11 protein-coding genes and 6 pseudogenes are annotated in these 19,864 nt (G+C 65.9%); 5 read left to right on the forward strand and 12 right to left on the reverse strand.

Annotation, left to right across the window (positions count from 1 at the left end; translation table 11 throughout):
• The first annotated feature begins 30 nt into the window (after nucleotides 1-30).
• A pseudogene (locus tag CC117_RS33195) lies at nucleotides 31-665 on the forward strand (IS6 family transposase).
• 87 nt (nucleotides 666-752) lie between these two features.
• On the opposite strand, the gene CC117_RS33200 reads toward CC117_RS33195, so the two are convergent.
• Entirely contained in the window at nucleotides 753-1,325 is a 573-nt protein-coding gene (locus CC117_RS33200; protein WP_071092238.1) for a YceI family protein, read from the reverse strand.
• A gap of 574 nt (nucleotides 1,326-1,899) precedes the next feature.
• Here CC117_RS33200 and CC117_RS33205 point away from each other — a divergent pair.
• Nucleotides 1,900-2,748 carry an SAM-dependent methyltransferase gene (locus tag CC117_RS33205; RefSeq protein ID WP_071092241.1) on the forward strand — a complete coding sequence of 283 codons (849 nt, stop codon included), beginning with the start codon at nucleotides 1,900-1,902 and terminating at the stop codon, nucleotides 2,746-2,748.
• Nucleotides 2,749-2,908: 160 nt separating this feature from the next.
• On the opposite strand, the gene CC117_RS33210 is transcribed toward CC117_RS33205, so the two are convergent.
• The 4 genes and pseudogenes from CC117_RS33210 to CC117_RS35715 all read right to left on the reverse strand — a co-directional run bounded on the left by CC117_RS33210 (nucleotide 2,909) and on the right by CC117_RS35715 (nucleotide 7,088).
• Nucleotides 2,909-3,586 (reverse strand): IS6 family transposase, encoded by a 678-nt coding sequence (locus tag CC117_RS33210; protein WP_071092243.1) that lies wholly within the window; start codon nucleotides 3,584-3,586, stop codon nucleotides 2,909-2,911.
• Between the two features lie 1,671 nt (nucleotides 3,587-5,257).
• Nucleotides 5,258-5,344: pseudogene (locus CC117_RS36925) on the reverse strand (IS6 family transposase); the annotation flags it as partial.
• A 169-nt stretch (nucleotides 5,345-5,513) separates the two neighbouring features.
• On the reverse strand, nucleotides 5,514-6,164 hold the full coding sequence (locus CC117_RS33225; RefSeq protein WP_131803185.1) for an NBR1-Ig-like domain-containing protein: 651 nt from the start codon (nucleotides 6,162-6,164) through the stop codon (nucleotides 5,514-5,516).
• Nucleotides 6,165-6,242: 78 nt separating this feature from the next.
• Nucleotides 6,243-7,088: a DUF2690 domain-containing protein gene (locus tag CC117_RS35715; protein WP_157905502.1), complete on the reverse strand. Its 846-nt coding sequence runs from the start codon at nucleotides 7,086-7,088 to the stop codon at nucleotides 6,243-6,245.
• A gap of 342 nt (nucleotides 7,089-7,430) precedes the next feature.
• On the opposite strand from CC117_RS35715, the gene CC117_RS38440 reads away from it, so the two are divergent.
• A complete protein-coding gene (locus CC117_RS38440) occupies nucleotides 7,431-8,189 on the forward strand; it encodes an ISL3 family transposase (RefSeq protein WP_206744829.1) in 759 nt (252 codons plus the stop codon).
• A gap of 331 nt (nucleotides 8,190-8,520) precedes the next feature.
• A pseudogene (locus tag CC117_RS39675) lies at nucleotides 8,521-8,895 on the forward strand (transposase); the annotation flags it as partial.
• A 60-nt stretch (nucleotides 8,896-8,955) separates the two neighbouring features.
• Here the strand turns inward: CC117_RS39675 and CC117_RS33240 are convergent.
• From CC117_RS33240 to CC117_RS39680, 4 genes and pseudogenes are all read right to left on the reverse strand, one after another.
• Entirely contained in the window at nucleotides 8,956-10,722 is a 1,767-nt protein-coding gene (locus CC117_RS33240; protein ID WP_241830639.1) for a tyrosine-type recombinase/integrase, read from the reverse strand.
• A gap of 51 nt (nucleotides 10,723-10,773) precedes the next feature.
• The gene (locus tag CC117_RS38375) at nucleotides 10,774-11,274 is read right to left on the reverse strand and encodes a hypothetical protein (protein ID WP_198542075.1); all 501 of its coding nucleotides are present in this window, start codon (nucleotides 11,272-11,274) and stop codon (nucleotides 10,774-10,776) included.
• Nucleotides 11,271-12,344, reverse strand: coding sequence for a tyrosine-type recombinase/integrase (locus CC117_RS33245; protein WP_071092258.1), 1,074 nt, complete (start codon nucleotides 12,342-12,344; stop codon nucleotides 11,271-11,273). Before CC117_RS33245 ends, CC117_RS38375 begins: the two co-directional genes overlap by 4 nt.
• 588 nt (nucleotides 12,345-12,932) lie before the next feature.
• A pseudogene (locus CC117_RS39680) lies at nucleotides 12,933-13,022 on the reverse strand (IS6 family transposase); the annotation flags it as partial.
• A gap of 1,640 nt (nucleotides 13,023-14,662) precedes the next feature.
• On the opposite strand from CC117_RS39680, the pseudogene CC117_RS39685 reads away from it, so the two are divergent.
• Nucleotides 14,663-14,857, forward strand: a pseudogene (locus tag CC117_RS39685) (IS256 family transposase); the annotation flags it as partial.
• Between the two features lie 231 nt (nucleotides 14,858-15,088).
• Here the strand turns inward: CC117_RS39685 and CC117_RS37160 are convergent.
• The 3 genes and pseudogenes from CC117_RS37160 to CC117_RS33260 form a co-directional block, all read right to left on the reverse strand.
• Complete coding sequence (locus tag CC117_RS37160) at nucleotides 15,089-15,991, reverse strand: hypothetical protein (protein WP_131803026.1); 903 nt, start codon at nucleotides 15,989-15,991, stop codon at nucleotides 15,089-15,091.
• Nucleotides 15,984-17,795 carry a hypothetical protein gene (locus tag CC117_RS33250; protein ID WP_071082925.1) on the reverse strand — a complete coding sequence of 604 codons (1,812 nt, stop codon included), beginning with the start codon at nucleotides 17,793-17,795 and terminating at the stop codon, nucleotides 15,984-15,986. The genes CC117_RS37160 and CC117_RS33250 overlap by 8 nt, the downstream gene beginning before the upstream one ends.
• 239 nt (nucleotides 17,796-18,034) lie before the next feature.
• A pseudogene (locus CC117_RS33260) lies at nucleotides 18,035-19,587 on the reverse strand (ISL3 family transposase).
• Nucleotides 19,588-19,864: the final 277 nt, after the last annotated feature.

Here is a 19,864-nt window from a genome sequence, read left to right on the forward strand (position 1 = left end):
GGCAGGCTCGGTGCCGGTAGCCGCCGGTGGGTGATCGTGCTGGCGGTCCGCTGGTACCTGCGGTTCGCCTTGTCGTACCGGGACGTGGAGGAGCTGCCGGCCGAACGCGGCCTCGAGGTCGATCACGTCACGGTCTACCGGTGGGCGCAGCGCTTCACGCCTCTGCTCGTCGAGGCGGCCCGGCTCTGCCGGCACCGGCCCGGGGACAGGTGGTACGTGGATGAAACGTATGTGAAGGTCGTCGGCCGGTGGACCTACCTGTACCGGGCTGTCGACCAGCACGGGCAGGTCATCGACGTTCTGGCCAGCACCCGCCGCGACCAGGCCGCCCGCTGGTTCTTCACCCGAGCCCTGTCCCATGGCCGCCCGGTTGAGGTCACCACCGACAAAGCACCGGTCTACCCGCGGATCCTCGACGAACTGCTCCCCGAGGCCTGCCACGTCGACGCCGCCCGGGAGAACAACCGGATCGAAGCCGACCACGGCCGGTTGAAGGGACGGCTGCGGCCGATGCGCGGGTTGAAACGCCTCCGGTCCGTCCAGACCGTCAGCGCGGGGCACGCCCTGGCCAGAACATCCGCCGCGGACACTACGAACTCGCCCTCGACACCGACCCCCACCTTCGGCTGGTAGCCGCGTTCACCGAGCTCGCAGCAGCTGTCTGACCCCAGGCCGCCAAGGCCCTGGCATGCGCTGTCTTCCCGCAACGCAACAGCACCACGCGATGCCGGTGGGTCGGTGAGCGGCAGGGGTCAGGGTGCGATGAACTGAAAGTCGAGTTCGATCTTGACCTTGTCCGCGAGAGCCAGCTTGCCGGCGCCGAGCGGCATGTTGAAGGTGATGCCGAAGTCACTGCGGCGGATCTCGCCGGTGGCGGCGAACCCGGACCGCACACGGTCATCGATGGGGTGGGTATCGACGCCGTAGAACTCGACGTTCAGCGTGACGGGCTTGGTCACGCCGTTGATCGTCAGGTTGCCGGCAAGTTCGTACTCATCGTCGCTGCCCGTGACCGAGGTTGACACGAAGGTCATGCTGGGATGCTTCTCGAGGTCGAAGAAGTCGGTGGTGCGCAGGTGTGCGTCGCGGTCGGCCTGGTTCGTGTTGATCGAGGCGAGGTCGATCGCGGCTTCGACGGCCACCGATCCCACCGTGTCACCGACGGTCAGGGTCGCGTCGAAGGTGTCGAAGCGGCCACGGACGTTGGTCACGCCCAGATGACGGATCTGGAAGTTGACGCTGGAGTGTGCGATGTCGACGGACCAGGTGCCGGCAACAAGAGGGAGTGGCTCGACGCCGGATGTGGATGCCGCTGGCGCTGTCACGGGACCTCCAGGGTTACGCGTGGTGATCGCGATGATACTTGCGGGTACAACAGGGATTAACGAAAGCTTAGCGGCCAACGAAACACAAGCCCATCAGAGTCCGTCGTCATCGCTGCGGGCGCAATGACGCATCGAAGGGTCCGGGCGGCGCAGCAGACGGGACCAGCGACCGACCACCCGATCCGCCGAACGCGATCCGCTGAGCCCTCTGTGCGCGATACGACCGGGTCGCAGTTCGTGTGAGYCCGAACCTTTCCCGCTCAGGACATCCCTCGAATGTTGTCGGGCACTTGAGTTCAGATGAGAACATTGCGGGACCGTTGCGTAGTGCGAGCRCTGTGTCGGACTCTCCGGACTCGACGCTCGGCCCACGAGAACAGCCCCGGTCGGCGCAGCCACCCGCTTCCCGTCGGCGATCCGCCGTGCTCGCCGCCGACTAGCGCTYCCTCGCGTGGCCGGCACCAGGGTGCCCTACGATATCCGCATACGTACCGTGTCGCTCGCGGCTATGTGACAGGCTGTGAGGAAATAGTGACCACGGCCGCCTTTCGGGAACAGCAGAAATCGAGGTCTCATGACACAGGGTGACGCTAACCTTCATCCGCTTGCGCGGGCGACCCGTAATCCGCCTCCTGGCTGGCAGCCGCAGGGGATCGACATCTCCATCCCGAGCGTTGYCCGCGTCTACGACGCGATCCTCGGCGGCAAGGACAACTTCCCTGTGGACCGAGCCATCGCCGAGGAGCTCGTTGCGTTCGTCCCCGACGGGCGCGAGGCCGCGATCTACAACCGGGCCGTGCTCGGCCGTGGTGTCCGTTACCTGGCGGAGCAGGGAATCCGCCAGTTCATCGACCTCGGTTCCGGCTTGCCGACCGCCCGTAACACGCACCAGGTGGCACAGGAGATCATCCCCGAGGCCCGAGTCATTTACGTCGACAACGACCCGATCGTGCTGGCGCATGGCCGGGCCCTGCTCGCCGAGAACCGGTACACCACGGTCATCACGGCCGATGTGCGGCAGCCGGAGGAGATCCTCAGTCACCCCGATCTGCGGTCTCTGATCGACTTTGACCAGCCAGTCGGTCTGCTGATGCTCGGGATCATCCATCACCTCAACGACGAGGAGGACCCGGACGGTCTGGTTGCCCGGTACCGAAACGCGGTGACTGCCGGCAGCTACCTGTTTCTCACCCATTTCGTCGATCACGGCACCCAGACCGACGACCTCCAGAAGGCCATCCTCACCGACCTCGGTACCGGCCGGTTCCGCACCCTGGAAGAAATCACCGCCTATTTTGATGGCCTGGAACTCGTCGAACCCGGCGTCGTTTACAACCCGCTATGGCGGCCGGATGGTCCGCCTCCCGAGACGCTGCGACTCACCGAGAAGCTGATCGGTGGAGGAATCGGCCGCAAACCCTGACGAGGAGCACGGCGCCCCCCGGAGCGGGAGCTGTTACGACCCTCCCACAAGGAATTTCTGACTGTCAGTAGGGTAGCCCGCAGAGGGGCATCTCAACTCTCGGGCTCCGGCAGATCCCGGCGTTACTGAGACGGCGCTGTTGCGGCCCGGTGAGCGGCGGTCAGACGGCTGCGGCGAGTTCGGTGAACGCGGCTGCCAGCCGAAGTCTCGGGTCGGTGTCGACGGCGAGGTCGCAGTGGCCGCGGCGGATTTTCTGGATCATGGTGTGTCCAGTGTTGATGGTCTGGACCGAGCGCAGCCGTTTCAGGCCACGCATCGGCCGGAGCCGGGCTTTCAACCGGCCGTGGTCGGCTTCGATCCGGTTGTTCTCCCGGGCCGCGTCGACGTGGCAGGCCTCGGGAAGTGGCTCGTCGAGGAGCCGTGGGTACACCGGTGCTTTGTCAGTGGTGACTTCCACCGGCCGGCGGCCATGAGACAGGGCCTTGGCGAAGAACCTTCGGGCGGCGGCTTGGTCGCGACGGGTGCTGGCGAGGACATCGATGACCTGACCGTGCTGGTCAACGGCCCGGTACAGGTAGGTCCACCGGCCGGCAACCTTTACGTACGTCTTATCCACAAACCACCTGTCGCCAGGACGGTGTCGACAAGGCCGGGCCGCGTCGGCGAGCAGGGGCGTGAAGCGCTGTACCCACCGGTACACGGTCACGTGATCAACTTCGAGGCCGCGTTCGGCGAGCAGCTCCTCGACGTCCCGGTACGACAGCGCGAACCGCAAGTACCAGCGAACCGCCAGAACGATCGCCTCAGGCGGGAACCGGAACCCGGCGAACTCCGACACTGGCGCCGGCGGAGTGACCGAACCTCGACCCATCACCTGATCATGCCCGACCGCCGGTCCAGGGGCCCGTCACGGCCGATGCAACAGAGCGGTGGTGGTGTGACACGGCCCGCGTCGGCGTCCACGGGCCCGCTGGCGGTCCACGTCCAGGTGATGCCGCTGACGGCACTGTTGCGTCGACGAGGTCCGCCGTGGCGGCTACCGATGATTAATGATCATGTTGTTATCTCGCCTGATGTTGCCGACGGGCGGTCCGACGCCGCCGCCTCTGGTGACGATTCACAGCTGGTCACCGTGGCTGTGATGGCGAGCACCGCGAAGGGCTGGGCGCACGTCGATCTCATGATCCCCCCGATCATCCACGCGGGGAGGATCTTAGGGCCGCTTCTGCAGCGGTGAGTGCCGCGATCGGGGCTGCCGATCGGCCAGGTCGGATGGTGCGTCGACGCTGCTGGTGCCGGCCCCCGATGCCGGGGCTCGATCGGTGCCGGTTCCGGTCTGAGGTGCTCGTGGTGGGGCCGCTGGTACCTGCGGATCGAGCTGTCCGGGGTCTGGTGGATCCCGCGAAGGCGACGATCTGACTGCAGATCTGGAGGCGGCGCGGCTCCTGAGGCCTTCATGGCCGCTTCCGAGGATCCTGCTGGCAGGCTGCTCGGCCTTCAGGCTGGACGAGGCACGATCAGGGTGAGCTGTTCCGGGTCGGATGCGCGAGTGCCGCCGCGGGTGTGCGACGTCCCGGGGCGGGGTCTATCGGCTGTATGTCCGGCGGCTGTAGGTCTGCGGTCGTGGCGACGAACTACGCCCAGCCGGCCGGGGCGGGCGGCGAGACGCCTGCGAGGTGGACCTCTGCGGGGCAGGTGCCTCGTGGGTGGAGGGTCCGAGGTCTGGGAGGTCGAGAGCTTCGGGATCAGGTTCCCCGAAGTCGGGTGCACGAAAGAGGTCGCATGTCAGGGGCGGCGGGGCCTGGCCCGGCCGGGTCTGCGCCGTCTCCGGTGCGGAGAACAAGGATGTTGAGGATATAGCGATGAGGATCTCACCTTCGGAGTGGGGCCGCTGGCGAGCGGCCCGTGGCAGTGTCAGGGTACCTCGCCGGAGGCCGTGCCTCCGGAGGGTGATTTATGTCGACGCTTCGGCCCTGGAAGCTGCCTGTCGGGATGGCTGGTGGGGTCTCGCGGAGATCCACAGGGTCGCGCATATCTGCGAGCTGTCAAGAAGCCCAGGAAATGTCAGGAAAGGGATTCCGGAAAAGCCTGAGAAAGGTGCATGGATCGCCTCTCGACGTGGGCCGTCAGGGACTCGAACCCTGAACTCACCGGTTAAAAGCCCGTAGGTCGGCCTGTCGGCTAGTGTCGCATGGTGCCGCCAGGTGTGTGTTTGTGCAGGTCACGGGCGTTCTGTGTGTCGCGGATTGTCGGCGGCTGCCGGATGGTGGTTCGCCGTCCGGGTTCACGATGTGCACACCCGGCCGATGCCTGGGACGGCTGTGGATCTCCGGCAGCCATCGATCGCCTTCAAGGCTACTACTGCCGCGCCCCTGCTGCCGACCCGGTACGAGATAGGTCCACCGGCCGGCGACCTTCACTACGTTTGATCGACGAACCGCCTGTCGCCGGGACGGTGCCGGCACGGCCGCGCTGCCTCGACCAGCAGGAGCGGGAAGCGCTGCGCTCACCGGTACACGGTCACGTGATCAACCTCTATGCCGCGTTCAGCGAGCAGCTCCTCGACGTCCCGGTAGGACAGTGTGTACCGCAGGTACTGTACCGGTTCTGAGCTGCGCCATTAGGCGACCCGCTTGTATTCCGTTGATGAGGCCTCCGGAGACGGGTCGGCGTTTGGTCCGCTCCTGGGCCAGGTCGGCAATGGGGTGGTCGGGCCGTGGTGGCTGAAGGTCGCGGCCAGGCCAATTTATGGCACCCCACGCGCTCTATTGAGTCAGGACTTCGATCTTGTACCAGATACCTTCCTTGGTTGGAAAGACCGGGGAGCCATCGGCGTCGGTCATCTTCCATCGCGCGTAGCACTCACCAGGAGAGCTGGATGTCGTGATTTTCACGCTCGCCTGAACGGACTGGCCGGGCGCCGTATCAGGTATACGAACCCTGGCCTCGGATAGACAGCCCCCCGCATCCTCTTCCATCCTGCTCATATACCGGTCCTTCCAGAACACCGTTCCCGTGTTATGGATCTCCCATATCTTTGTCAGGACCTCGTCGGGGCGTACCTCGCTCCCGTCCGGGAGCGTGATGTCGATGCCACCCTCAGAATTGTCGCCCGGCAGTGGGTAGCGGTTCGGCTCGGCGTTCTCGCCCGCCGAGCCGCCGAAGAGGTTGCCGATCCAGACAAGAATTCCGACCACGGCCACCATAATCGGCACTGCGGCTCCCGAGAGGAGCTGATGCTCCTTGACCCAGTGGTTGAGCCTGCCTACCAGGGAACCGCTGTCGCTGGAACCACCCTCGCCAGACGAATCGGGTCGGCCGTCAGTATCGGGGCCACCATCGCCGGAGGAACTATCTCCACCGGCGGCGCCGCTGGGAGGGGCTCCGGTTCCAGGGCCTCCGCTGGGTGCTGTCATCACTGCCTTCCTACAGACGGCGGCGCGCGCCGTCTGTTGTGGTTGTAACGTGGCGCCGCAAAGCCACTTGGCTCGCCGTCAGTCGCAGGGCGGAGCGAACGTGGCAGTGTCCGCACCCGTATAGAGGAAAGAGTCCGAGACGAATCCGCTCCGGTCGATGCTTCCGGGATTGATCTGTTCGCCTGTGTCAGGGGTGGGGTCGCCAGGCGGGTCGTATGACTCGATGCGAACCCACGTGTCCGACGTCCCGTATGGTCCCGGGATGGGGACGTCTCGCCGGTAGCAGGCGAAGGTCACCTCGGTGCCATCCGGCAGCGCATCGATGATCGTCCCTCCGCCGATGGCGTTGCCGGGGCCAGGGTCAGCGAGGACGGACAGGCCGATGGACGCGACAACCTGACCCTTGAGAGCGAAGGATCTGTCGTCCGTGCACGTGAAGCCCGACCGCTCGGGGTGCACGCACGCCCGGTAGTTGCCATCGCTGCCGCTTCCGACGCTAACCATCATGCTGTACCCGGACCGGCCTGGTTCCCGGTCGTATACCGCCGCGTCTACGGTCGCGGCGTCCACGATTGTGCCGCCGGGTGATGTCGCCGCTTGAACGGTGAACTCGTTTCCGATCGTCTGGTCGAAACCGCCCGATAGCACGCGCCGTGCCCAGGCCGCATCGCACAGGGCGGAGTAGCGAAGCTCAATCTTTGATGTTTCATGCCATCCGACGTCGACGGTGTCGACGGGCTTAGCGTCCGAGGCGCATCCCGTCGCGATCGGGTCCAGTCCCGAGCAGGAGACGCCACGACATCCACTCGTCGAGGCGACCGGCGCCGAAAATAGTTCATTCTTTTCAGGCATTGCACTAATCAAGGCGAGGCCGGCGCCAGCCAACATCGTCAGAGCGAAGGGAGCGATCGCGAGCCGACGCATCTTTGGGTCTCCTCGTTCACGGGTCTTGAATGCCGCAGAGCTCGAACGTCCGGACATCGTAGCTAAGTGGTCCTGTCGGAGTCATCCGTGTAGCGCGAGAGAATCGACGTATTCGCAAACAAGTTGTATTTATCGCCCTTATTGGGTCCGTTGCATAGACGGGGTCTGGTGGCGTTAGCGCTTGTCAACGGTCTCCGCAATCGGGATCTGTCCCTGATCTTGTGATCGGACTGACCACGGGGGTGCGCGCTGACCAGGATCGACCTTCTGTGATCATGTGTYGGGTGCCTCTCTGACCTTGGGGTTCTCCTTCCGCATCTGGCGGGTCTGTTTGTCGATCGGGTGGACCGGTCTGGTGATCGGCTGCGGTTACGGGCCCGTGTTCGAGGAGCCGCTGGTGCGTGCCCCGGGTGCGGGGTGGTCTCGGAGCGGGTCCACGGGCGGTATCGCCGGCGGTTGGTCGATGCGGCGATCGCGGGTGCTCAGGTGGAGATCGATCTGCTGGTTCGGCGGTTCCGCTGCCTGACAGCCGGCTGTCCGCGGGTGACGTTCGCGGAGCAGGTCGTGGGTCTGACGAGTCCGCATGCCCGGTTCACCCCGCTCGCCGGTCGGATGATCGAGGCGATCGGGTTGGCGTTGGCGGGCAGAGCCGGAGCACGCCTCGCCGGCCGGATGGGCCTTCCCGCGGGGCGGAACACGCTGCTACGCCGAGTCCGGGCCCTGTCAGACCCGCAGATCGGGGTGGTGACGGTCCTCGGGGTGGATGACTTCGCGCTGCGCCGGGGTCGGGTCTACGGGACGGTCCTGATCGATCTCGACAGCCACCGGCCGGTGGACCTGCTACCCGACCGGGACGCGGCGACGTTCGCCGGCTGGCTGGCCGAGCATCCCGGCGCGCAGGTGATCTGCCGGGACCGCGCCGGCGCCTACGCCGACGGCGCCCGCACCGGTGCCCCGGACGCGGTGCAGGTGGCGGACCGCTTCCATCTGTGGAGCAACCTCGCCGGGTACGTCGAGACGACGGTCGCCCGAGCACCGTTCCTGCCTGGCGCAACCACCGGCCACCGACAAGGCCGCGGACGAGCCGCGGGCGGACCTTGACAGCACGGTGGCCGCAGCGCGGGACGCCCATTTCGAGCAGCGGGCGTTCGTGCGCCACGCCCGCGAGCGGTACGCCGCCGTCCAGGAACTCAAGGCCGCGGGCGTGGGTATCACACCGATCGCCGCGCGACTCGGCCTGGCCCGAGGAACGGTCCGCACGTACTACCGCGCCGCCAGCGTCGACGACGTCCTGGCCAAGGCCCGCGACGGGCGCGGTTCGATCCTGCGGCCGTGGGAGCCCTACCTCACCGAGCGGGTCAACGCCGGGATCACCAACGGCAGCCAGCTGTTTCAGAAGATCCGCGACCGAGGCTACACCGGGAGCAGAGCCGTGGTCCTGGCCTACCTGCGCCCCCTCCGCGCCAGCGACGGCACCGCCGCACCCGCGGCACGACAGGCGCCCAAGGTCCGCACCGTCACCCGGTGGATCCTCACCCATCCCGAACACCTGGACGAGCAGGAGACTCTGGCGTTGCAGACGATCCTTACCCGCTGCCAGGACCTCCAGAAGACCGCCGGCCACGTCACGGCGTTCGCGCAGATGCTCACCGGTCGTCACGGCGAGCGGCTCAACGGCTGGATCGCCGCCGTCGACGCCGACGACCTGCCCGAACTTCACCGCTTCACCCGCGGCGTTCTGCGCGACCACGACGCCGTCCTCAACGGACTGACCTTGGCGCACAGCTCCGGACAGGTCGAAGGAGCCGTGAACCGCATCATTCTGTGGAATCCAGCTTGTCGGTTTAACGCCGGTTTGGTGCTGCGGTTAGCGGTCTCTGCGTTCTCCGGAGGTCGGCTGCTTGACGATCAGCGGCAGGGGTGCGCCGGGTTCGGCGCGAAGTTCGCGGGGCGTCGGGCCCGCGGGGGTGGCGACGTCGGCGAGACGTTCGAGGAGTCGGCCGAGGGCGGCGTTGTCGTCATCGACGGCGGCGCGTTCGTCGTCGGTCAGCGGGATGCTCGCGAGCAGGCGCTGTAGCCCGGCTTGGGCCTCGAGTAGCTGGGCCTTCGTCGAGTCCTTGGGCGTGTAGAAGTCGCAACGGGCGCAGGCCATCCGGTGGGGGCACTGCTCGAAGAACGTGTAGGAACACAGGCCATGGCCGAGGTCGTAGTACTGCCAAGGATCGCCGCCGGCCGCGGCCCCGGAGGCGACGGCGTCCCGGTCGAGGAGCACCTCGATGGTGCGCACGTTGCGGGCGAAGTAGCCGGCGTCGCCGTAGGCCCGAGTGAGCGTGACAGGGCTGATCTTCGCGTAGTGCTGGGTGGACTGCGGCGAGCGGTGTCCGAGCCACGCCTGCAGCTCGAACAGGCTCATCGGCTCCTTGGCGTTGTAGAGCTGGCTGGCGATCGTGGACCGGGCCCGGTGGCTGGTGATGGCGCCCCGGACGTCGGCGCGCGGGACGCCGGCCTTGCGACAGAGCACCGGGATGAGCGAGGTGTTGATGTAGGTCTGCGGAACACGGCGAGCGCGGAAGGCGAACAGGAAATCGACCTGCTCGCCGGTGCGCCGGTCGGGCATCGCCGGCTGATGCGGCCGCGCGTGTTGCCAGGCGTCGATGACCCGGCCCATCAGCGGGTCGACCGGCTTCGTGAACGCGGTCCCGGTCTTGTGGGTGGGGACGTCAAGCAGGCAGACCGCGTCACCACCCTCGCTAGCCGTTCCGGCGGTGTCCGTGTGCTGCTGCCAGCGGATGCAACCGAGGCGCAGGCGGGTTATCTCATCGCTGCGCAGGCCGCTGAACAGCCAGGTCAGGGCGATCGCCCGGACCATCTCCAGGGGGTAGAACACGCCGGCACGGCTGGCCGGCAGGTCATCGGCGGCGAGGTTCAGCCCAGCCCACAGCAGTTTCGCCCAGACCTCGTCGGCGATCGTGCGCGGGTTCGGCGCAATCTGGGCGGCGACGCTGCGCGGGGTGGCCAGCACACGCTGCGGATCGAAGCGGCGGGGTAGCCATTCCCATTCTTGGCAGTCGCGGAAGAAGGTGCGCACGGCGGTGAGGTAGGTCGCCTTCGTCGCCGCGGACAACGGCTGGCCGGCCCGGTGGTGAAGGCCGGCGTCGCGTTGGACGAAGTCCCCGACCCGCATCCGGTCGAGGGCCGCGACCCAGGCAGCGCAGGTCTGCCGGGACCACTGCTGCGGCTCGATGATCGTGGGCTGTTCGGCGGCAAGCCACCGGCCGGCCTTCAACAAGGTGGTCCGGAAACCGCGCCGGACCCTGGGCGTCAGCGTCGAGGTCGCGTACCAGCGCTGCACCCAGTCCGCCCACGACGGCGGGACTCCCTCGGGCGTGGGCTCGCGACTGTCACCGCGGGCGGGCGGCTCACACAGGCCGAGCGAGGCGGCGGCCCGCTGCACGGCGTTCAGCACGGCGAACTGGTGCGCAGGCAGGCCGCCCTCGGCGCGCGCCTGACCGAACAGATCGCTGGACCAGTCGGCCAGCCGCGGGCTGCGGTTGAGGAGCAGCAGATGGCAGACCACGGTCGGAAGCAGCTTGTCCCGCTCGTCCCCGAGACGATAACCCCAGCCTGCGAGCACCCGCCGCAGTTCACCGACGGCGTCGTCGACCGGCTGCCGGCCGAAGACGCGCTAGGCGAGCGCGGCCCGGCTGAACTTGCCCAGGGCATCGAAGTCGGTGAACCCGCCCAGGAGATAGGCGTGAGCGACCAGGCACGGCCGCGCGGACTCATCCGCCCATGCCGGCACCGACCGGCGGAACTGCGCCTGGTCATGGCCGATCAGCGCGAGCCAGTCGGCCGGGGTCCATGCCCAGAACGACCGGCGTTCCTGCCCGCACCTGCCGAGCACGACGGCGACCGCGTCCAGCAACGCCCGCCGCTGGTGGAAGGTGCCTGAGCACTGCAGGCAGGCCGTGACGTCGTCGAGTGGCCGCCGCAGCCGGTCGAGGGCCGTCCATCCCGACGCCTCGCGGCGGCTGGGATGCAGACGCCGCAGCCCCTCGACGTCCAGCCCGAGCAGGGCATCGCACTCCCGAGCCGTCAGCCGGTGGCCGCGGTCGTACTGGGCCGGCACGATCGGCCATCGCCAGCCGTCCGCCGACGGCAGGTGCTTGGCGACGGCGGCGGTCATGACCGCGACGCGGCGCCGCCGCCGGTGGCGGCCTCGGTGAGCTGCCGCACCCGCAAGGCATGGATATGTTCCATCCCGCGGCTGAGCTTGTCCGCCAAGTCCCGGCCGGACAGGTGGATGTACTGCAGCGTGGTGTCGGTGCTGCGATGGCCGGCGAACGTGGCGATCGCGTGCAGCTCCCAGCCCATCCGGGCCAGGTCCGTCAGGCACAGATGCCGCGTCGTGTGCGTGGAGAACCGCGGCATCTCGGCCGCCAGCGCCGCCGCGTGCACGACCTTCGACCATGTCCACAACGTCAGCGGCTCCGCGCGGTTACGCCGGGACTCGGACAGGAACAACGGTCCCCGCGCCCGGCTGAGCGTCGCGCGCTGCACGAGGTAGTCCGCCAGCAGCGCACCGGTCGCCGCCGAGTACGGCACCACCCGCTCCCGCCGACCCTTCGTCGTCTCCGCGCGGACCCGCAGCATCCGACGCCCGGGATCGAGGTCGTCGGTGCGCAGCGCGCACAGCTCCTCGCGCCGCAGCGCGGCGTCATACGCCAGCGCGAGCATCAACCGGTTACGCGACCGCTCGCCCCGGAACACCTCCAGCACGGCGAGCCACTGCGCCTCGTCGGGGATCCACGGCAGCCGACTCAACCGTGGCACCAGGCCACGCTGCCCGCCGCCGCCCCAGCGGCCCGGCGTGTACCGGCCGCGGCCCACCGGGTTGGACGCGCGCGCACCCTCCTCGACGAGGAAGTCGTAGAACAACCGCACCGGGACCAGCCGCTGCTGCAACGTCGCGTTCGCCAGACCGACACCCGAGTCGATCGACACGACGTTGCCGCCCCGACGGCTCGGCCGGCTGGTCAGGTCCCGCACGAACGCGGCGACATCGGCACGCGTCGCGGTCACCGGGTCGACGCCGTTCCGCTCGCAGACCTGCAGATACTCGGCCAGCCCACGGGCATACGCCTCGATCGTCCGAGGCGCCCGCCCGAGATCGGACCAGACCCCAAGCCAGACGGCCGCCGACGCGTGCCGGCCAAGCACCGGCCACCTCGCCTCCAGCGCCGCCCCGCCCTCCAACCGTCCTCCCAGTCCGTCGCTCTTCGCAGGAGGAATATCACTCCTTGGCGTCACATCCTGGGAGGTCGAGCCGCGCCCGACGTGTCACCACTCGCCGCACCGGCCGAGACTCCGACCTCGCCACGCAGCCCGCACGCCGGCGCCGCGCCCGTGCCGTGATTCCACGTAACTGTAAAAATGATCAAACGGCAGATGTATGGCAGGGCGAACTTCGACCTGCTCCGCAAACGAGTTCTCCTCGCGACCTGACGGCGCCCAGGTCTACTTCGATCACAAGATCAGGGACAGATCCATGTTTCAGCGGCGCGGTGATCCTCGCCGGAAGCGGGCCTCCGGCGTTGCCCGAGGGAGGGGGGTGTTCGAGGAGAGGGCTACTACAGATCTCGCATGGCCTCTGTGCCTACCGACCTCTGGCTGTACCGCCGACGCAAGATCGCCGCTACGGCCGTCGCGACGGTCCACTCGCGATGCATCAACTCCATGAGTCGTTCCTCAGCCCCCACGACCACGAAACCAGCTTCTATGAGTACGGTAGTGTCGCGTAACCGTTCAAAGCCCTACCTGTGAACGAAACCGGGGCAGCTTCAGGTAGGCCGCGGYGCGATCGGTGCTAATCTCGACGAGCCGTCGGCCGTGGGAGAGCGCAGGGATGAAGAAGCGGCGGGCGGCGGCCAGATCCGATCAATTTGCCACCGTATCGGGACCACTGTGGTCGATGGCGTCCATAGCGAACCGAATAGGTTCCGAAAATTGCGATTGATGAGTATACATGACCCCATGTAAACACTTGTCGCTATTTATCGCGGGACGGAGCTCAAGGAGTATGGCAAGTCTCGGAAATCTGCAGAGATCGGAGCCTACACGGCCAACGAGATAAGTCCACGGATCAGAAACATCAGGACTGYTGTTTCTCATACAGTTTCCATTTGCCATTCCCGAAGCTTCCGAAGATTCTCTCCTTCGAGACTTAGTCGGCCTCCTCAAGTGACGAGAGATAGCAGGGGCGTCCCGGTTATCTGGGCGCTWGCGTCGCTCTTCATATTTCTCTTGAACTCGCGCAGCATCGAAGTATTTTACTTCATACTCGTTCGCTAGTTCCGTCAGATAGGTTTTCGTAGCACGTAGTTTCGCGATAATATCTTCTACCTGAGAGTCTGGGATTAGCGTAGCGCTTCGGTGATTCACATCGCTAATCACCGCCCCCAGCTGCGAGATGGCCGGAATCACGCTCTCACGAATCTCAACCCCGTACGCTTTGACGCTTTTATGCGCTCTAATCTTGAGTTTGCAAGTGGTGATGGAATGATGCATATCGCGCAGCTCTCCCACGAGTCGACGTCTTTCAATCGTGTCCGCCTCCATTCTTCGACGCTTATTCTCGGCGCTAATTCGGTTTCGTTCCTCCTCGCGCTCTCGATTCGCTTCCTCTTGTTTGTGGCGTTGCTCGTTAGCGCGATTATGGTCGGAGACGAAGTATGATACGACTCCAACCGAGATTAGCGCCGCCGTCAGCGCGAGTAGCGCCTTCGCGATTTCGCCGTTACGTACAAATCCTGCCTTTTCATCATCCGGTGAGATTAATATGGCGCCTACGGTTGCGCAAATGGACCCAACGAGGCAAGCGACAGGGATCCTATACCTCAGGCGAATCGGAGGAGTGGCGGGGAACGGGTCGCCTTGATCGGTACTAGAGGAGGTTTTATCGGTCACTGGAACTCCGCTTATTGTAAGCCTGGCGAGTCATCCTAGATTATTGTCAATGACACAACTCYGTCCTCTTTGTATGTGCAAAGGCGCAGATCTTGGCGGAGCATCTCTGTGYTTGCGCGCCGCGGGCTCGCCTTAAACGCGTGTGCATAAACTCGGCACTATGCATCTCCTCCTCGGGGCCGGACGACGCGGAGCCGACGCGCAGGCGTAGGGACGGTCAACTGTTTTCATGCTTTTCAGAGTGCGACGAGAACGGCTCCGCTGCAAGTGCGATGGAAACTAGATGTAGGTATGTCCCGATTACCTTCGTCCTGGTGTGCATCACACCCGGGTGTATTTTTGTGCACCGTCAGGAAGTTCTCCGGGCTTTATACACATAGCTCCCTCTCGTTGGGGAAGGAACCTGGATCGTCATTGGCGCCAACTATCTCCCGGCGTGCCGCGTGACTGGCAATTTGTGGCCGAGGCGTGTAGCCGCTGAAGTTGAGGTCTCAGCCAGGCTGACGGTGGCGCGTCGGTCGGGAAGGCACACCTGTGCTGACAGGTAGTCCCAGAGGACAACGGATCCGAGAGCAGTTCGATGGTCGGGCCTTCGCCRGACCGATGAGATCGTCCGGGAAGGTGCGCGGTGGATGCTCGCGGCCGCGTTAAAAGCCGAGGTTGACGCCTATATTGCCGAACTCGCCGACGAGTGTGACGACCGCGGCCGCCGGCTGGTGGTCCGCAACGGCCACGCCCGGCCCAGGGAGGTGATGACCGCCGTCGGTGCGGTCGGGGTGACCGCACCGCGGCTCAACAACCGCACGGCACGGTCGATCCGGTCAGCGGTGAACGGTACCGGTGGGGCGACCCGAGATGCCAGCTGCTCGCCGGGCCGGCGTGGGAGGCGGTCCGCGACGATGTCCTGGCCGGTCTGGGGCGGTTTGGAGTGTTCGACCCCGCAACCCGTTCTTCGCCGGCCGAGGCGGGCTTCTGCGAGGGTGACTCGGCCGCTACACGGCTCAGCGCTCATGMCTTCCAGCGAAACATCCGCGCTAACTGCATCGGAGAACGTCGCTCACATAGGTATTCGGTGGCTGTGCTCGCCAAACGTTTCCGGAGCTGTCCCATTGCCAGTATCTTCCGCCGTTATAGCGTTGGAGCGTTTCTCGCTGGAGGACCTCGGCGTCGGTCAGGTGGCCGTCGTTGGGATAGTTGCCGCCTGGTGCGTGGCGATTCAGATAGACGGTCGCTTCGGCTCGTTTGGTCTGAAGGAGTGCGACTCCTCGCGTGACGTTCGCGCTCCAGTTCCAGCGCTGCTCGCAGGTGGCCGCCGGGTTGCAGAGCTGCATGATGCCGACGTCACCGCCACTGCCTCTGAGGGGAAGGCCGTCAGTCCAGAATTGTCGTCGGCTGCTCTCGTGGCAAGCGACCTGGTCGGCGTCGCTGCCAGGACCTCCGCAGGCGGCCGTGATGGTTGCGGGGGTTGGGTTGGTGCCGCGGACATGTACTGACACCTCAGCGGCCAGTCTTCGCCCGTTGACCGTGACGGAGACCTTTATTCGAGCCTCGCCTCCCTGTATAAAGCCCAGGGCCGGTGTCCAGCTTCCTCCCGTGCTGTTTCCGGTCTCCTGATTCGAGCAGACAACTTGCGCGCTGAGGCAAGAGCCCTGCCGCGGGGTCTCGGAAATGACGATGTCCCAGCTGAAATCCGTCAGGGCCGTCGGGTCTGGGTTGACGCCGCTGATCCGTGCTCGACAATTGATCACCGGCATAGCTGGCGTCGCGTCGATAAGAAGAGTCGATCCAGCTGTCGGCTGGTCGATAACGAGTGCGGGAGGCTGGGTACCGAGCGCTCCTGCGTCGGCAGCGAGCGCGGTTGACAGCAGTACCTTCGTGTTGTTAGCGAGGGCGGTTTGCTGAAGGAGCAGGACGCTCGGGGCAAGGGGATCACTCATCGGAGACCTCGGTTGAGACCACTATGTCGTCGCCAGTCGCCGAAACCGTGATTTTCCCAGGCAGTTCCACTGCGGTTGGGAAGACCTGAGCGTATATCGCCGCCTTGTCGGCATCGGTATCAGTGATGATGCCGCGGCCCAGGATCTCCCTGTCGATTCGGTTCTCCCGCACCTTGTTCTCAAGTTCGCGTTGCTTGACCGCGCTCAGCTGCAGTCCTGCCGAGTAGTCGTCGAGGGCGTTGCCTTGACCGAGGATGGCGTCGACGATAACCCCTTCGGTGCGCATGACGATCTTGTTGGCCGACAGGATGACTCCGGGAACGGTGATCTGGTTGCCGGTCTCATCGGTGTAGGTCGATTTGTGGCTCTTGCGAAAGCGCCAGTACGAGTCGCCAACCGCAACGTTCTTTTTCTCGATAATTGGCGGGTCGACGAGTTGATCGTCGTAGTCGTACACGGTATTGAGTTGGTCGAGGATGAGTTCGCGGATCTCCTCCCGCCGATCCGGCTGGATGTACTTCTCGATAAGGCCATCGAGCTTGGGCAGGGGTACCTCTTCGACGGACTCGGAGTAGCCGTTCCAGAAGGCTACTCGTGTGTCGACCAGGTGCAGAAGGGTGATGTGCTCCTGGTTGAGCTGCCGGAAGATGAAGTTCAGGGTGCGTCCGACGTTGATGTTCTCCAACTGCCGGGTGATCGAGGTCTCTTCGCCCGATTCCTCCTTCACCTCGCTGGAGGTGTTGACCTGGACGTCACGTTTGCTGGACGCCTTGGATGCGTGTTTATTGACCGCATTGCTGATGTTCTTGGAGAACTCTTCGCGTTGCGAGGCGGTGCCGCCCTTCACGCCGCCGCTGACCTTGGCGCTCCCAAACCCCCACGACACATTCGCCTCGGCCTCGGCGTGGTACTCGAAGCTTCCTTGGCTCGCCTTCTTGTCGGACTGCTCGTTCTGCACGGAGTTTTCGAAGTCGTCGGCGCTCTCCCTAGTAAAGGAGTCCAGGACGCTGGAGGCCGATTTGCTGTCGCTTGCGCTCTTGCGGAAGGTCTTGACGCTGATGGTCGTCTTCTCGCCGGGGAGCAAACTGAAGGTGTTGAGCGTTCGGCCCGCTCCGTATTGTCCGAGGAAGGACGAGAGTCGATAGGTCTCTATGATCACGATCTGCGGATGGGCTTTGGCCGGTTCCGGTAGGAAGGAATGGGCGTACTCACCCCACAGGGTGCGGAACACGTTCAAGCGCTTACCGGCCTTGAGCTGGTCGGTGATGTGCTCGATATCGAGGTCGGTCAGATGTGGACGCTCGGCCTGGTCAGCGAGGGACGGACCCGCCAGGACCGAGCCGCGCACCGCCTGCGGCAGTTTCGTCTGCGCTCTCCCTGCCGGTTCCCCTGCCGGATCGGTAAGCGCCGACAGGTCGGCCTGCACGGCTCTGGCGCGCAGGCCGCGAGCTAGAACACTGATGGTGGCGATATCCAGTGTGCCGTCGCTGGCATGCACAGCGAGCTGACCGGAGAACAGGCCCGCGTGTGTCGCCGCAGGTGCCTTGATGTTCGGGAAGAACTGTTCGTTACCGAGCCGCAGAGCGTCGGCGACTCGACCGGCGGAGACGTCCCTCATCTGTGCGATGGAGGCTCGGTCCGGGACCACGAAGGCAGCCTCGGTGAAGACGACGTTGCTGCCGTCTTCCTCGCCCAGGTCTAGGACGATGCCGTTACGTCCGCTGTACGACGTCGGCTCCGGCACGTTGTAACTAAGAATCGGTGCCTTGCCTTCCGGGTCAAGCTCCATCATCGGCGCAGCCACAGCCTTACCCCCTCAATTCGCAGGAAGTCCTGTCGCGACGAGCCCCCGTCATCGTACGCTCGCTCTGTGTATATCCCCTCAGGTGATGCCGCGTCGATAGCAACAGCCGATAGATACCGAAGCGATGGTGACTATTACAGATAACAACCAATTTTCTGCGGCAAGGTCACCGGCGACCTGGCAGGGTGGGGGGAGTGTCCGATCAACGGCTCTGGTGCACTTTCGGTGGTGACAGGGCGTTAGCCGAGCAGGATGCGGTGGCGGAGCAGGGTGAATCCTGCTCGGCCGTGCATCTGGCGCATGATCTTTTTGGTTGTGGTGTTCACGCCTTCGGTTCCGCCGTTGTGGTGGGGCAGGGTGAGGGCGGCGTCGACAGCCGCGCGGTCGAGGTCGAGACCGCGGGTGAAGGAATGCAGGTGGGGCAGGTCAGCGGCCCGGGCGGTGGTGATCCACTCGTCGAGTCTGTGGGCGTTGCCGTCAGCGGGGCGGAGAAGGTCCGCGAAGCCGCGGACGAGTCCGGCGAGGGCGGTCATTTCGGGGCAGGCGGTGGTRAGTTCGGCGAGCCGGTCGCGTTGGCTGTCGGTGAGGGTGTCGGGTCGGGTGAGCAGGAGCCGGGTCGGGTGAGCAGGAGCCGGGTAACGCGCCGGGGTGAGATCGCGGGCCGGTCACTGTCGGCGCGGCCCTAGTTGATGTAGCGGACGAACAGGTTGTGGCTGCCTGTATAGCCCTGCTGTGTGATCTCGTGGAACAGGTGGAGCACGGGCACGGCGGGGGGTTCGGCGCGGCGGCGTTTCAGATGGTCGCGGTAGGGATCGACCAGGGTCGGCCGGTAGAGGGGAGCGCGCACCAGCCGCTCAGGCTTGCTGGCCCGCGCGTAGCGTTTGACCGTGTTCAGGCCTAGGTTGAGCCGTCGGGCGCAGTCGAGCAGGCCGACACCCTGGTCGAGTAGGTCATGGACCTGCTGCCAGCGTTGCCGGGTCGTCTGTGCGCGGGGGCCGTCGTTCGGTGGTGGGCCGGCTTTCGCCCAGCAGCCGCTGTGCGCGGCGACCTCGGTGAGCGCTACCTGGGCGAGGTCGTGCCACAGATGCCACCGGTCGCTGGCTCGGACCGCGTTGGGCAGGGCGCGGCGGACCGCTTCGGCGTAGGTACCGGAGCCGTCCCGGCAGACCACCTGCACGCCGGGGTGGGCGCGCAGCCAGGCCTCCAGTCCGTCGGCGCCGCGGTCGGGCAGGACATCGACGCGGCGCCGGGTCTGCGCGTCGATCAGGATCGTGGCGTAGCGGCGCCGGCGGCGCAGCGCGAAGCCGTCCACGCCCAGCACCCGGGGCACCTCGAACGGCGGGAGCGGGAGACGCAGCAGGCTGCGCAGCGCGCTGTGCCGGGACAACCGGATCGCCAGCGCGGACAGGACCCGAACACCGGCCCGGCCGGCTAACTCCCGCACAACCGCGCCGGTCTGAGCTGCCAGCCTGTCCGTGCGCCGCTGGTAGCGCTCCAGTACCCCCGGGAGCTGTTCACGGAATGTCTGCCGGCACCCGCGGGTCGGGCAGACCAGCCGGCGGACCCGCACGATCATCAGGACCCGGCGGGCATCGATCGCGACATCCGCCAGCGTCCGCTCGTGATAGCTGTGCACCCGCGACGTCACGACCCCACAACCCGGGCAGGCCACCGGCCTCTCAGGCGTCCGTGCCCGCAACCGGACCAGCTCGCCCTCGTCGGCCACATCCTCGACGACCAGCGGTGACAGACCCGAAAACACCAGCTCAATGAGATGATCCGCTCCGTCCATGACACATCGTGTCGCCACACGCCGGGCGGATTGGCCGCCTTCCACCGTCAAGCCTCACCGGGGACCACACTCCGTCACCACCGAAAGTGAGCCAGAGCCGTTGATCAGACACTCCCCCTAACGGGGCCTCCGCGCCCGACCCCGCCATGTGAGGGTTTGCTACTCGCAAGGAGTATCTAGATCACGGCTCTGTCTCACTCGCGACAGAGCCGCTGCCAAGCTAAGGCCGCGACGCCGGTGGCACAGGCAGGGTCGAAGTTGCGATGCGGGTGCGGCC

Origin of the sequence: Parafrankia colletiae (genome assembly GCF_001854655.1) — a bacterium.
Classification (GTDB): Bacteria; Actinomycetota; Actinomycetes; order Frankiales; family Frankiaceae; genus Parafrankia; species Parafrankia colletiae.